The following is a 14,024-nucleotide window of genomic DNA, read 5'->3' as shown; positions in this document are numbered from 1 at the left end:
ACGGCTGCTGACGACGAGCACGTACTTTTCGCCACCCTTGAGCGAAACCGCACTGAGCTTCGAGAGCCGGTTACCGGCGCTGCCATCGTCGGCATAGGTATCGATGTCGTCGTTGACCATCACCAGGTTGAGCAACGGGTTGGCTGGATCGAAACTGCCCTCGTAAAGCCACAGGATGGTATCGGTGTCGTTCGGCTCGTCCGAGTAGCTGAAACCGGTCGCGCTGGCGATCGACAAATCATATAGCCCATCGGCCGGGGCTTCGATCGTTACCTTGGCGTAGCCGTAGCTTCCTAGGTATCCGCCATAGGCATTGATTGCGTAGAGATCTTCGGCCGCCCACATGGCAGTGCTGGCCGCTTCCTCATAATCCAGATCACCCGGCAGCATGGGCCGGCGGAAAGACAACGAACCGTTTACCGACAGATCGTATTTTTCAGTGAACATTAATCTTGCCCTATGGAATGATTCGTTGATTTTAACAGGCATCAAAGACACTTTTGTTGCGTAAATGCCTCAAGGAAATATTTTTTCCCTGTATCCATCAATCCGTGGGAATTCGAGCAAAAGACTGAGCCAGGAGCTGGCAAGGACGTGCAGTTCCTGATTGGTACGTGACATGCTTCTGGCACCTGGCCGCCATGGTGGGCTTCCATGACCGGCAAATGCCAGGGTGCCGGCGGCGGGATGATGTGCGCGGCGCCAAGGCCAGCACCGGTCATGCTGAATGGACGGTACCCGGGAGATGTTCGGCATTTGATCGACCAGCGGCCCCGCGCATCGAAATACCCCCCTTTTCCCCGCCTGTTCCAATGATGCTTACTCCACGGCATCGTCAATAATTTCACCATCGAGAAAAACTCTGTGCATGGCGAACAGGAGCAGCAATGAACGTCAAGAAATTTACGGCGCCCACGTCGCGTGAGGCGCTGCGCAAGGTGCGCGAAGCTCTGGGGCCGGATGCGGTGATCCTGTCGAACCGCCCGATGGATGGCGTGGTCGAGATCCTTGCTTTGGCCAACGACGACGCCGCTTCGCTGGCCAGCCCGGTCGACGACGCGCCGCCGGGCGCCCCGCACCTGGACCTGGACGACGGCCATGCCGCGCCGGCACCGCTTGCTCAACGACAGCCACAGTACCAGTCCCAGCAGGCCCCGCGCGCCGTCGCCCCGGCCGGCCGTCCGGCAGCGCCGGAGCCGATGATGGCCGCCCGCCAGGGGATGGTGGCTGCACCGGCGCCACGGGCGCCGTTCGCGCCATCGATGCCGGCGCAGCCGACGCATCAGCCAATGCATCAGCCAATGCAGCCGATGCATCAACCCATCCAGCAGGCACCGGCCGTGGACATGGCCGGCATTACCGCGCTGGTGGCCGAGGCGGTCAACTCGGCCAAGGCCAATGCCGCCGCCGAGATGCACGGCATGATGAGCGAGCTGCGCGCCATGCGCGGCATGATGGAAACCCAGCTGGCCGAGCTGTCGTGGGGCAGCACGCAGCAGCGCGAGCCGCACAAGGCGGTCGTGCTGCGCGAACTGCTGGCCGCCGGTTTTTCCACGACGCTGGCGCGCCGGCTGCTCGACAAGCTGCCGGCCGGCCGCAGCGCCGACGAAGCACTGCGCTGGATCCGCACCGTGCTGGCGCGAAACATCGGCGCCATTGCCAATGAAGATGCGCTGATCGAGCGTGGCGGCGTGTTCGCGCTGGTGGGGCCGACCGGCGTCGGCAAGACCACCAGCACGGCCAAGCTGGCGGCGCGCTGCGTGATGCGCCATGGCCCGGAAAAGCTGGCCCTGATCACCACCGATGCCTATCGTATCGGCGCGCACGAACAACTGCGCATTTACGGCAAGATCCTCGGTGTGATGGTACATTCCGTGAAGGATGAGGCCGACCTGCGCATCGCCCTGAAGGAGCTGCGCAACAAGCACACGGTGCTGATCGACACGGTCGGCGTCAGCCAGCGCGACCAGATGGTCACCGAGCAGGTGGCGATGCTGCAGGGCACCGATGTCGACGTCAAACGGCTGCTGTGCCTGAACGCCACGTCCACCCAGGAAACGCTGACCGAGGTCGTGCGCGCCTACCAGGGCAGCGGCCTGGCCGGCAGCATCATCACCAAGCTGGACGAAGCGGCATCGCTGGGCAATGTGCTCGACGTGGTGATCCGCCAGAAGCTGCAACTGTTCTATGTGTCGAATGGCCAGCGCGTGCCGGAAGACCTGCACCTGGCCCAGCCGGCCGAGCTCGTGGAGCGCGCGTTCCGGTTGAAGAAGGATGGTTCCGACTTTACCGATGGCGAGCTGCCGATGCTGATGGCGGCGGCCGGCAATGATGGACTGCGCGAGGTGCACCTTGGCTAACTTCAATTTCGAATTGTCCAGGAATGACTGTGCCGGTCATGCAGCATTGAACAACATCGAAATGCGCGAGGTGTACCTTGGCTAACTTCAATTTCGACCAGGCGGAGGGACTGCGGCGGATGCTGGCGGGGCCGCCGCGGCCGCGCATCGTCACGTTCCTGTCGGCCACGCCGCAGGACGACAAGGGCGCCATGCTGGTCAACCTGGGCGCCTCGCTGGCGCGTGCCGGCAACGACGTGGTGCTGGTCGATGCCTGCGCCAGCGCGCACGGCGTGGCCTCGCGCCTGGGCGTCGACAACGGCGCCAGCCTGCTCGACGTGGCGCGCCAGGAATGCGCTCTGAACGAAGTCATCCATGAAGTGCCGCAGGGTTTCAATGTGGTCTCGATGACGCGCGGCGCGCCGCGCAACGGCCCGCAGGAAGCACGCCGGCTGGCCAAGGCGTTCGACGTGCTGGCCGCGCAGGCCGGCATCGTGCTCGTCGATGGCGAGTTCGATGGCGAGGCGTTCCCGGTGCCGGTGATGGCCAGCTCGGAAATCGTGGTGCAGGTATCGAACAGCGCCACGTCGATCACGAACGCCTACATGATGATCAAGCGACTCAACCACGAGCTGGGCCGGCGGCCGTTCGGCATCGTCGTCACCGGCGCGTCCGAGCGGGAGGCCAGGGTGGTTTACGATAATATGGCACAGGCAGCAAGCCGTTACCTGGCAGTGAATCTGGTCTCGATGGGTTCGGTGCCGGCCGATGAATACCTGCATCGCGCGGCGCGCCTGGGCCGCGCCGTGGTGGACGCATTCCCGCTGGCCGGCGCCTCGGTGGCGTTCCGTCAGCTGGCGGGGCGGTTCGCGCTGGCCGCGCCGTCGCCGGGGCATTTTGCAGGAGGCGGCCACCACATGCAGCACTGAACAAGAATAGAGATTTATGTACACGGTCAAAGGGAAGGTGAACAAGGATTCGCTGCTGACGGAGCACATGCCCCTCGTGAAGCGCCTCGCTCACCACATGAAGGCAAAATTGCCGCCCAGCGTAGAAGTGGATGACCTGGTACAGGCGGGCATGATCGGCCTGCTGGACGCGATCAACCGCTACGAGGAAACGCACGGAGCCCAGTTCGAAACCTATGCGGTAATGCGTATTCGCGGCGCCATGCTCGACGAATTGCGCAGCAGCGACTGGATGCCCCGCACCTTGCGTCAGGACATGCGCAAGATCGAAAACGCCATGGCGGTGCTGCAGCAGAAGCTGGGCCGCCCCCCTTCCGAATCCGAAGTGGCCAAGTCGCTCAAGCTGTCGCTCGAGGCATACCAGGAAATGCTGGGCGAAGGCGGCGGCCACCAGCTCGTGTACTACGAGGATTTCAAGAACGAAGACGGCAGCGACAGCTTCCTCGACCGCTATGCGCAGGACGACGAGGCCGATCCGCTGCGTTCGCTGATGGACACCGGCTTCCGCCAGGCCGTGATCGATGCGATCGACGCTTTGCCGCCGCGCGAGAAGCTGCTGATGGGCCTGTACTACGAGGAAGAATTGAACCTGAAGGAAATCGGCGCCGTCCTGGGCGTCTCCGAATCACGCGTGTCGCAGCTGCATACCCAGGCGGTGTCCCGGCTGCGCGCCACTTTGCGGGAGCAGGCATGGACTGGTCCAGCGTAGCGGGTTTGCTGCTGGCGCTGGCCGGCCTGATCGTGGGGATGGCACTGGAAGGCGGCAACCCGTCGTCGCTGGTGCAGCCGGCCGCGTTCGCGATCGTGGTGGTCGGCACCTTTGGCGCCGTGCTGCTGCAGACCCGGCCCGCCACGCTGCGGCGCGGCATCCTGATGCTGCCGTGGGTGTTCAGGCCGCCGGTGGATAACCGCATCCTGCTCGCGCGCGACATCCAGGCCTGGAACCAGACCGTGCGCCGCGAAGGGCCGCTGGCGCTGGAGCGCCACATGGACGGCGCGCGCAACGTGTTCCTGGCCAAGGGCCTGCGCATGGTGATCGACGGCATCCATCCCGACAAGCTGCGCCAGTTGCTCGATACCGAGATCACCGCGTTTGAAACGGCCGAGCGGCAAGCCGTGCGGATCTGGGAGTCGGCGGCCGGCTATGCTCCGACCATCGGCATCCTGGGCGCGGTGCTGGGGCTGATCCACGTGATGGAGAACCTCACCGATCCGTCCCGGCTGGGTCCCGGCATCGCGGTGGCGTTCGTGTCCACGATCTATGGCGTGGGGCTGGCGAACCTGTTCTTCTACCCGATCGCGAACAAGCTGAAGAACATTGTCATCGCCCAGGTGCACCAGCAGGAAATCGCCGCTGCCGTATTCCACGACATCGCCAGCGGCGACTTCTCGCGCATCATGGACGAGCGCATCTCCACGCTGATGCAGGATTACTGAGATGAGTTTCCAGTACCGCCGCGCGCGCCGCCCGTTCGACGAGGAACCGGAGAACCACGAGCGCTGGCTGATCTCGTATTCCGACTTCATCACGCTGCTGTTCGCGTTCTTCGTGGTGATGTATGCGATCTCGTCGGTCAACATCGGCAAGTACCGGATCTTCTCCGACGCGCTGGGCGATGCGCTGGGCGGGCAGGGCGCCAACGTCAAGCCCAATACCGAAGTGCTGAACCAGCCGCTCCCGAACCCGAATTTGAAGAAGCGCCAGGAAATCATGCGGCAGGAACGCGCATCGATGACCAAGCTGGCGCAGGACCTGCAATCGACGATGGCGCCGCTGGTCAAGGAAGGCAAGGTGCGGGTGACGCAGAACAGCCGCGGCGTCTCGGTGGAAATCAATGCCAGCGTGCTGTTCGACCCGGCCGACGTGAACCTCACGGCCGAGTCGCGCGAAGCGCTGACCGCCGTGGCCGCGCTGCTGGTCACAGATCGGCACGCGATCCAGGTCGAAGGCCATACCGACGACCAGCCGGTACGCAACATCTATCCATCGAACTGGGAACTGTCATCGATGCGCGCCGCCACCGTGGTCCGGCTGTTCATCGAATCGGGCGTCGCCCCCGAACGGCTGACGGCCGTCGGCCACGCCTCGAACCACCCCGTGGCGCCGAACGAAGACCCGATCGGCCGCGCCCGCAACCGGCGCGTGGCGGTGACGATCCTGTCGGCCGTGCCCGATCCCGAAACCGAAATCCCCACCGATCCCGCCGCTCCCCCACCGCAAAACTAGGGACGTACCCTTGTTTCCGTTGAGACAGGGTGCACGGCAGCTCTGCCGCGGTGTCGATTACTGGTATGCCGCGCCCTATAAATTTCCTGGAAACAGGGGTACGTCCCCAGTTTTGCCGGTGGTCAGCCGGCGAGGAAGCCGCGCGAGGTGGTGGTGGTAGATGTCAGCCCGGTCGGGCCGTAGACGTTGCCGCCGGGGGCGGGCGGACGCAGCGCCTGCAGGGCGCCCTGGGTGTGCGACAGCTGCTTGTTGATCAGCATGCCGTTGAGGCGGTTCAGTTCCTTGGCTTCGCGGGTATGCGCCAGCACGTCGTTCCACAGCGCCTTGTCGTCCGGCGTGCCGTGGGTGCAGAGCCACATTTCCATGCCGGCCTCGCGGGCCTCGAAGCCGGCCTCGCCCAGCGCCGCGTGGCGTGCGGCGGCCAGCGCGCCCATGCGGCCGAGCACTTCGGACTTGCGGGGCGTCAGTGCGGACAGCCTGTCGATGTCGGCGGCCACCAGCGATTGCTGCTCGTCCTTCAGGATCGCGAGCAGGTCGGTAATCAGCTGCTGCTCTTCGCGCAGCATCGATATCGGGGCGCCGTCATGCATGGGATGACCTCAAATGGGTGTTAGCGTTGGCGGGAATGCAGCAGGTCCTTGACCGTGTCCAGCAGCCCATCCGCCACTTTTTCGGAATTGACCTGGAACTGCCCATCGGCGATGGCCAGCTTGATACGTTCCACTTTCTTCGTGTCGAACACGGCGCTGTTGCTGCTGGTGGCCATGGCCTGGCCCTGGGCCGACAGCTTGACGCTTTCCGAATTCGTTTGCGTGGAAGTGGTGGCAGCCGTTTTTTCGGCGTTGCGCGCATTGCTCGCGGTCGACGTCGAGGTCGCCGGCAAGCCCGCATTTTTTACTGAATCGTTGATTTTCACAGCATCATCCCTCGTCTGGCCGGAGCTCCTGCTCCGCGCTTTTGCTCCGTCTACGAGTTCTTAACGGCTGCCGCATTGCAAACTTTAGCGGCAGGAGCCGAATATCTTCTTAAAACGCAACCTCGACCTGGCCGCCCGCGCGGGCGATGCCGCTGACGCTGCGTCCGCCCTGCGTGCGGACCTGCACCACCTGCCCTTCGGCTGCATTGGCGATCGCCTTGCCCTCGGCCGTGATGCGAAAACCGCTGCCGGCCGTGACCAGCCTCACCACCTGGCCATTCAGCACCACCGGCTGGCTTCGCAGCGTATCGAGGCGCAGCGGCGTGCCTGCCGAAACGGAAACATTGGTACTGCGGCCAACGACTTGCGCCTTGTCCGTCGCGATGCTGGCCGGCAGCGTGGTCAGGTCGCCCTGCATCGTCGCCAGTTGAGAATCGAGGATGGGCTGGCCCTGCGACAGCGGCGTGGCCGCGGCTATATAGTTGCCCAGCACAGACACATTGGCCTGAATATACACCGTCCATTGGGAGGGGGCCGCACAGCGCACGCCCACCGTCGTCTTGCCCCAGGCTTTACTGCCGGGCATCAGGAACGCTTCGGGAGCAGGGCAGTGGGCCAGGTTCATGCGCGAGTCGATATTGCCGACCGTGACCATTACCTTGCCCGGCAGCCCGGCGCTCTGCACCTGCAGGAAGCCGTCGACGGCGCGGCGCAGCGCGGCCGGGTCCATGCCGGCGGCGGCTTGCGCGGCGCCAGCCAGCAGGAGCAGTGAAGCAAAGGCGGTTTTCAGCGGTTTCATGAGCGGTGCCCTGGGTGGAATGCCGCCATCTTACGCGCGCGCGGCGAGCCGAAAGCGGCGAACAGCGCGGCAAAGTCCGTGCTTCTCCCTCGATCATTTGCCGTGGAGCATCCGTAAGATGGAACCTGTCACCGATGGAAGGATGCCGTCATGCTGGGAAAACTCGACAATCACCTGCGCTTCAACGAACTGGCCCTGAGCCTGCGCTCGACACGCCAGAGCGTGCTGGCGTCGAACATCGCCAATGCCGACACGCCGAACTACAAGGCGCGCGACATCGACTTCACCAGCGCGCTGCAGAGCGCGCTGAACAATACTGCACAGACGGGCACGCTGAACACCACGGCGCAGCGCCATTTCCCCACCCCGGCGCCGGACGGCAGCACGCTGGCCGACGGCACGCCGTTGCTGTACCGCGGCGTGGTGCAAGGCGCCGTCGACGGCAACACCGTCGACATGGACGTTGAACGCAACCAGTTCGCCGACAACGCGCTGCGCTATGAAGCCGGCGTCACGTTCATCAACAGCCAGATCAAGGGCCTGATGACGGCCCTCCAGGGCCAGTAAGCCCGGCCAACGAGGAGAAAGCGCCATGTCACTGTTCAGTATTTTCAACGTTTCCGGTTCGGCCATGAGCGCGCAGTCGCAGCGGCTGAACGTGGTGGCCAGCAACCTGGCCAATGCCGACAGCGCCACCAGCGCCACCGGCGAAGCGTACCGCGCCAAGCAGGTGGTGTTCGAAGCCACGCCGTCGGCGAACAATGCGTCCACCGGCGTCAAGGTGCAGCAGGTGATCGAGGATCCCTCGCCGATGAAGCAGGTGTACGACCCGAAAAGCCCGCTGGCCGACGAGAACGGCTACGTGACGATGCCGAACGTGAACGTGGTCGACGAAATGGTCAACATGCTGTCGGCTTCGCGCTCGTACCAGAACAATGTCGAAACGATGAACGCGGCGAAAAGCATGCTGCTGAAAACCCTGACCATCGGTCAATAACCGGAACCACCACCATGGCTGTCATTACCACTCCCAGCGCCGCCTCCAATACCGTGTCGCAGTCGCTGATGGACTCGATGAACACCAAGTCGACCAGCGGCAACGCGATCTCGGCCGAGCAGGACAAGTTCATGACGCTGCTGATCACGCAGCTGAAGAACCAGGATCCGCTCAACCCGCTGGACAATGCCCAGGTCACCAGCCAGCTGGCCCAGCTGAACACGGTCACCGGCATCAACAAGCTGAACGATACGCTGGAAACGCTGAAGACCGACCTGGCCGCCTCACAGTCGGCCGAGGCGGTCAACATGATCAACCACGGCGTGCTTGCGCCGGGCAAGGCGATGCAGGTGACCGAGGGCAAGGGCATTTTCGGCATCGAGCTGGGTTCGTACGCGGACAATGTACAGCTCGACATCAAGAACAGCAGCGGCAAGGTGGTGCACTCGATGACGCTGACCAATGTCGATCCCGGCGTGCTGCCGCTGGCATGGGACGGCAAGCTCGAAGACGGCAGCACCGCCCCGGACGGCACCTACACGCTGGCGCTGACCGCGACCACCGGCGACAAGCCGCTGACCGATGCGCAGGCGCTGGCGTTCGGCACCGTGGCCAGCGTGTCGACCGGGCCGGCCGGCGCGAAGCTGAACGTTCCGGGGCTCGGCCAGCTGACGATGGACGACATCAGGCAGGTGCTGTAACGGCGGGCCTGCGGCAGGACCGATAGCACCGAAACACAGACACAACGATTTCATTCAGAGGACACCATGTTCCAGCAAGGTCTCAGCGGCCTGAACGCCGCCTCCACGCAGCTCGACGTCATCGGCAACAACGTCGCCAACGCCAGCACGGTCGGCTTCAAGAGCACCGAAGCGCAGTTCGCGGACATCTACGCGAATTCGCTGAACGGCATCAGCGGCCGCAATCCCGGCATCGGCGTGACGGTGGCGCGCCTTGCGCAGCAATTCTCGCAAGGTAACATCGAGACCACCAACAACCCGCTGGACATTTCGATCAACGGCGCCGGCTTCTTCCGCACCGTGCAGGATGGTGCGATCCAGTACACCCGCAACGGCCAGTTCCTGCTCGATAACACGGGCACGATCGTCAACGCGCAGGGCGCGGCGCTGACCGGCTACCTGGCTACCGTGGATGGCCAGATCCTGCAGGGCGCACCGGTGCCGTTGCAGATCGACGCGGCCGACCTGGCGCCGGTGCAGACCACGCGGGCGAACTTCCAGATCAACCTGTCGTCCAATTCCACCACGCCAACCGTGCAGCCGTTCGATGCCGGCGATCCGCGCACCTACAACAAGCAGACCGTGATTCCGGTCTACGATTCGCTTGGCAACGAGCACACGATGGGCCTGTACTACGTGCGCACCGGCGGCAGCACCTGGGACGTTTACGTGGCGAACGACGGCGTGCAGGTCAACTCGCAGGCCGTGATGCGCGACGTCGTCGGCAGCGAGCCCGTCGTCGCCGCCCGCACGGCCTACAACACGGCGGTGACCGGCGGCGACGCCGCGGCAATCGTCGCCGCGCGCCAGGCGTATGCCACCGCGGTCGGCACCGCCGTCACGGCCGCCGCCACCAGGGAAGGCGCATCGGCCGCCGCGCTGGCCCAGATCGCCGCACTGTACGCCCCGGCCACCAGCGTGGGCAACGTGGCCAGCAATACGCCGGACATGATCGATGCCGCGTTCGCCGCCGCCGTCAACGTGCCGGCCGAAAAGGCCGGCACGCTGATCTTCACGAAGAACGGCCTGGTCGACTCGGCCGCCATGCAGGCCGCCGGCTTCACGCTGCCGTTCGACGTGAACCTGCCGGTATTCCCGGACAATGGCGCCGTGCTGGATATCCCGATCACCCTGACGTTCGACGGCAGCACGCAGTACGGCACCCCCACCAGCGAGAAGAATTCCACGCAGGACGGCTATTCGTCCGGCAGCCTGCAGCGCTTCGCCGCCGACGAGAACGGCATCATCATGGGCCAGTACAGCAATGGCAAGTCGCGTGCGCTGGGCCAGGTCGTGCTGGCCGACTTCGCCAGCGTGGACAACCTGACCCCGTTGGGCAACAACGCCTGGGCCGAGAGCGGCGCCTCCGGCGTGCCGCAGATCGGCACGCCGAACACCGGCGGCATGGGGCAGCTGCGCGCCTCGTCGGTGGAGTCGTCGAACGTCGACCTGACCGAGCAGCTGGTCGACATGATCACCGCCCAGCGCGTCTACCAGGCCAATGCGCAGACCATCAAGACCGAGGATTCGGTGCTGCAGACGCTGATCAACCTGCGCTGATAAACATCAACAGCGCAAAAACCGGGGACGGACCCCTGTTTTAAGGAAATTTCTCAGAAACAGGGGTACGTCCCCAGTTTTTTGCAGTGGAAAGCACAAGGAGCAAGCATGGACCGCCTGATCTACACGGCAATGACTGGCGCCAGGCACATCCTGGACCAGCAGGCCACCACGTCGAACAACCTGGCCAATGCCACCACGGTTGGCTTTCGCGCCCAGCTCGACGCCTTCCGCGCCGTGCCCGTGGTATCGGAAGGGATGCCGACCCGGACCTTCGTGGTCGACAACACGGTCGGCTCGGATTTCCGTGCCGGGCCGATGGAGACCACCGGGCGGCCGATGGACGTGGCGATCCGCGGCGACGGCTGGTTCGCGGTGCAGTCGGCCGACGGTTCCGAAGCGTATACCCGCAACGGCAGTTTCAAGGTCAGCGAGAACGGCCTGCTGCAGACCTCCAGCGGCCTGACGCTGCAGGGCGAGAACGGCCCGATCGCCGTACCGCCCAATACCAATATCTCGATCGCCGGCGACGGCACCGTCAGCGGCATCGATGCCAGCCAGGTGCAGGCCGGGCCGACCAATATCATCGGCCGGCTGAAACTGGTCAATCCCGACGTGGCCGGGCTGGTGCGCGGCGACGATGGCCTGTTCCGCCAGCAGTCCGGTGAGCCGGCCGCCGCCGACCCGGCAGTGCGCGTGGCGGACGGCTGCCTGGAGCTCAGCAACGTCAACCCGGTCGATGCGATGGTCAGCATGATCACCCTGGCACGGTCGTTCGAGACGCAAATGAGCCTCCTGAAGAACGCCGAGAATAACGCCGCGAAAGCCGCCCAGATCCTTGCTTTGAACTGATATCTCTCGTCGCATAATGCTTTCGTGGATGAAAGCCCCGCGGGGCAGGGAGAAAGCACATGATACGTTCGCTCTGGATTGCCAAGACCGGCATGGAAGCGCAACAGACGCAGATGGATACGGTGGCGAACAACCTCGCCAACGTCAGCACCAACGGCTTCAAGAAATCGCGCGCGGTCTTTGAAGACCTGCTGTACCAGAACGTGCGCCAGCCCGGCGCCAGTTCGTCGCAGCAGACCCAGTTGCCGTCCGGCCTGCAGCAAGGTACCGGCGTGCGCCCCGTGGCGATCGAACGCATCCACACGCAGGGCAATCCCCAGGCCACCGGCAACGACAAGGACCTGATGATCAACGGCAACGGCTTCTTCACCGTGCTGCTGCCTGACGGTACCTCCGCCTACACGCGCGATGGTTCGTTCCAGCGCGACAGCAATGGCCAGATGGTCACCTCCAGCGGCTACGCGCTGCAACCGCCGATCACGATCCCCATCGATGCCGATGAAATCAACGTGGCCAAGGATGGCACGGTGACCGTGCAGCTGCCCGGCCAGGCCGCCGCGCAGCAGATCGGCAACCTGCAGCTGGCATCGTTCATCAACCCCACCGGGCTGGAATCGATCGGCGAAAACCTGTACCTGGAGACCGGCGCCTCCGGCGCGCCGCAAGCCAACGCGCCGGGCGCCAACGGCCTGGGACAGATCCTGCAAGGGTACGTGGAAGTGTCGAATGTCAACGTGGTCGAGGAAATGGTCAACATGATCCAGACGCAGCGCGCCTACGAGATCAACAGCAAGGCCATCACCACCTCGGACCAGATGCTGCAGCGCCTGTCGCAGCTGTAAGGATCCGCCATGAAGTACTGCGTTTTCACCATTGCCGCGGCCGCCACCCTGCTGGCCGGCTGCGCCAGCGAACCGCCATCGATCGTGGCCGGCCCCACTTCCGCGCGGCCGATCCCGCCGATGCCGGTCAACGTCCCTGCGAACGGCGCGATCTACCAGGCGCAGACCTTCCGGCCCGTGTTTGAAGACCGCCGCGGCCGCCTGGTGGGTGACATCATCAACGTCATCATTACCGAGCGCACCACCGCCAACAAGAACGGCACCAGTTCGGCCACCCGCACCGGTGGCGTCGGCATCGGCATTCCCGGCCCGCTGCAGGGCCGCCTGGGCGCGCGCCTGGCCACCGAAACGGACAACAACTATGCCGACTCGGCCGCGCAGACGGCCAGCAACGCGTTTACCGGCACGCTGGGCGTGACAGTCGTCGAAGTGCTGCCGAACGGGAACCTGGTGGTGGCCGGCGAAAAGCAGATCGCGATGGACAAGGGAACCGAGTTCATCCGCATCTCCGGCACGGTCAATCCCGATACGATCGGCGCCGGCAACTCGGTGCCGTCCACGGCGATCGCCGATGCGCGCGTCGAGTACCGCACCAATACCCACCTGGACCGCGCCGAGCTGACATCGATGGCGTCGCGGTTCTTCCTGAGCCTGTTGCCGTTCTAATATGAAAAAACTCATCGCAGCGCTGGCCTTCGGATTGTCCCTGCTGGCACCGGCCGTCCAGGCCGAGCGCCTGAAAGACCTCGCCAGCATCGCCGGCGTGCGGGAAAACCAGCTGATGGGCTACGGCCTCGTGGTGGGCCTGGACGGCAGCGGCGACCAGACCACGCAAACCCCGTTTACGATCCAGAGCGTGGCGTCGATGCTGCAGCAGCTGGGCGTGACGCTGCCGTCGGGCTCGCAGCTGCAACTGCGCAACGTGGCCGCCGTGATGGTGACCACGTCGCTGCCGGCGTTCGCCCAGCCAGGCCAGCAGCTCGACGTCACGGTGTCGTCGCTGGGCAATGCGCGCAGCCTGCGCGGCGGCACCTTGCTGATGACGCCGCTGAAAGGCGCGGATGGCCAGGTCTACGGCATGGCACAAGGCAACCTCGTGGTCGGCGGCGTCGGCGCACAGGCGCCGGGCGGCGGTGCTTCCACCGTCGTCAACCACCTGTCGGTGGGACGCATCAACAATGGCGCCACCGTCGAGCGCGCCGTGCCGACGGCGCTGGGCGAGGGTGGCCAGATCCGCCTGGAACTGAAGAATGCCGATTTCGCCACCACCAGCCGCGTGGTCACCGCCATCAACAACCGTTTCGGCGCCGGCGTGGCCTATGCGCTGGATGGCCGGGTGATCCGCGTGACATCGCCTGCCGCCTCGGACCAGCGCGTGGCCTTCATCGGCCAGCTGGAAGAGCTGGACGTGCAGCCGGCCGCGCTGGCGGCCAAGGTGATCATGAATGCCCGCACCGGTTCGGTGGTGATGAACCAGGCGGTCACGTTGCAGGCATGCGCCGTCTCGCACGGCAACCTGCAGGTGTCGGTCTCGCCGGACACGCAGGTCAGCCAGCCGGGACCGCTGTCCGGCGGGCAGACCGCCGTCACGCAGCCGGGCGCCGTCGACATCCAGCAGGCGCCGGGCAAGGTGCTGCAACTGCAGGCGGGCGCCCAGCTGGCCGACGTGGTCAAGGCGCTGAACGCGATCGGCGCCTCGCCGCAGGACCTGCTGGCGATCCTGCAGGCGATGAAGGCATCCGGGGCGCTGCGCGCCGAACTCGAAATCATCTGACCGGGGAACG

16 protein-coding genes are annotated in these 14,024 nt (G+C 64.8%); 13 read left to right on the top strand and 3 right to left on the bottom strand.

Features of this window, described 5'->3' with window-relative positions; translation table 11 throughout:
• Window positions 1-887: 887 nt before the first annotated feature.
• The 5 genes from flhF to motD all read left to right on the top strand — a co-directional run bounded on the left by flhF (window position 888) and on the right by motD (window position 5,534).
• On the top strand, window positions 888-2,360 hold the full coding sequence (gene flhF / locus ACY34H_RS25125) for a flagellar biosynthesis protein FlhF (RefSeq protein WP_464980197.1): 1,473 nt from the start codon (window positions 888-890) through the stop codon (window positions 2,358-2,360).
• Between the two features lie 77 nt (window positions 2,361-2,437).
• A complete protein-coding gene (locus ACY34H_RS25120) occupies window positions 2,438-3,268 on the top strand; it encodes a MinD/ParA family ATP-binding protein (protein ID WP_464980196.1) in 831 nt (276 codons plus the stop codon).
• Window positions 3,269-3,284: 16 nt separating this feature from the next.
• Window positions 3,285-4,016 carry an RNA polymerase sigma factor FliA gene (locus tag ACY34H_RS25115; RefSeq protein WP_464980195.1) on the top strand — a complete coding sequence of 244 codons (732 nt, stop codon included), beginning with the start codon at window positions 3,285-3,287 and terminating at the stop codon, window positions 4,014-4,016.
• A complete protein-coding gene (locus ACY34H_RS25110) occupies window positions 3,998-4,744 on the top strand; it encodes a flagellar motor protein (protein ID WP_464980194.1) in 747 nt (248 codons plus the stop codon). The genes ACY34H_RS25115 and ACY34H_RS25110 overlap by 19 nt, the downstream gene beginning before the upstream one ends.
• Window position 4,745: 1 nt before the next feature.
• Entirely contained in the window at window positions 4,746-5,534 is a 789-nt protein-coding gene (gene motD, locus ACY34H_RS25105; RefSeq protein WP_464980193.1) for a flagellar motor protein MotD, read from the top strand.
• Between the two features lie 122 nt (window positions 5,535-5,656).
• Here the strand turns inward: motD and ACY34H_RS25100 are convergent, their stop codons facing one another.
• The 3 genes from ACY34H_RS25100 to flgA all read right to left on the bottom strand — a co-directional run bounded on the left by ACY34H_RS25100 (window position 5,657) and on the right by flgA (window position 7,249).
• Complete coding sequence (locus tag ACY34H_RS25100) at window positions 5,657-6,124, bottom strand: flagella synthesis protein FlgN (RefSeq protein ID WP_464980192.1); 468 nt, start codon at window positions 6,122-6,124, stop codon at window positions 5,657-5,659.
• Between the two features lie 20 nt (window positions 6,125-6,144).
• Complete coding sequence (flgM, locus tag ACY34H_RS25095) at window positions 6,145-6,450, bottom strand: flagellar biosynthesis anti-sigma factor FlgM (protein ID WP_464980191.1); 306 nt, start codon at window positions 6,448-6,450, stop codon at window positions 6,145-6,147.
• A gap of 109 nt (window positions 6,451-6,559) precedes the next feature.
• Entirely contained in the window at window positions 6,560-7,249 is a 690-nt protein-coding gene (gene flgA / locus ACY34H_RS25090; protein ID WP_464980190.1) for a flagellar basal body P-ring formation chaperone FlgA, read from the bottom strand.
• A 150-nt stretch (window positions 7,250-7,399) separates the two neighbouring features.
• Between flgA and flgB the strand changes: the two genes are divergently transcribed.
• From flgB to ACY34H_RS25050, 8 genes are all read left to right on the top strand, one after another.
• Window positions 7,400-7,816: a flagellar basal body rod protein FlgB gene (gene flgB / locus ACY34H_RS25085; RefSeq protein ID WP_464980189.1), complete on the top strand. Its 417-nt coding sequence runs from the start codon at window positions 7,400-7,402 to the stop codon at window positions 7,814-7,816.
• Between the two features lie 25 nt (window positions 7,817-7,841).
• Window positions 7,842-8,246, top strand: coding sequence for a flagellar basal body rod protein FlgC (gene flgC, locus ACY34H_RS25080; RefSeq protein WP_131144323.1), 405 nt, complete (start codon window positions 7,842-7,844; stop codon window positions 8,244-8,246).
• A 14-nt stretch (window positions 8,247-8,260) separates the two neighbouring features.
• Window positions 8,261-8,947: a flagellar hook assembly protein FlgD gene (locus ACY34H_RS25075; protein WP_464980188.1), complete on the top strand. Its 687-nt coding sequence runs from the start codon at window positions 8,261-8,263 to the stop codon at window positions 8,945-8,947.
• Window positions 8,948-9,013: 66 nt separating this feature from the next.
• The gene (locus ACY34H_RS25070) at window positions 9,014-10,546 is read left to right on the top strand and encodes a flagellar hook protein FlgE (protein ID WP_464980187.1); all 1,533 of its coding nucleotides are present in this window, start codon (window positions 9,014-9,016) and stop codon (window positions 10,544-10,546) included.
• Between the two features lie 108 nt (window positions 10,547-10,654).
• Window positions 10,655-11,398: a flagellar basal-body rod protein FlgF gene (flgF, locus tag ACY34H_RS25065; protein ID WP_464980186.1), complete on the top strand. Its 744-nt coding sequence runs from the start codon at window positions 10,655-10,657 to the stop codon at window positions 11,396-11,398.
• A gap of 59 nt (window positions 11,399-11,457) precedes the next feature.
• Window positions 11,458-12,240, top strand: coding sequence for a flagellar basal-body rod protein FlgG (gene flgG / locus ACY34H_RS25060; RefSeq protein ID WP_464980185.1), 783 nt, complete (start codon window positions 11,458-11,460; stop codon window positions 12,238-12,240).
• Window positions 12,241-12,249: 9 nt separating this feature from the next.
• Window positions 12,250-12,906 carry a flagellar basal body L-ring protein FlgH gene (locus ACY34H_RS25055; RefSeq protein ID WP_464980184.1) on the top strand — a complete coding sequence of 219 codons (657 nt, stop codon included), beginning with the start codon at window positions 12,250-12,252 and terminating at the stop codon, window positions 12,904-12,906.
• Between the two features lies 1 nt (window position 12,907).
• Window positions 12,908-14,014: a flagellar basal body P-ring protein FlgI gene (locus tag ACY34H_RS25050; RefSeq protein ID WP_464980183.1), complete on the top strand. Its 1,107-nt coding sequence runs from the start codon at window positions 12,908-12,910 to the stop codon at window positions 14,012-14,014.
• Window positions 14,015-14,024: the final 10 nt, after the last annotated feature.

The organism is Pseudoduganella sp. jia 9 (assembly GCF_055502615.1).
The sequence above is the reverse complement of the archived record's forward strand: the minus strand, read 5'-3'. Positions and strand labels throughout refer to the sequence as shown.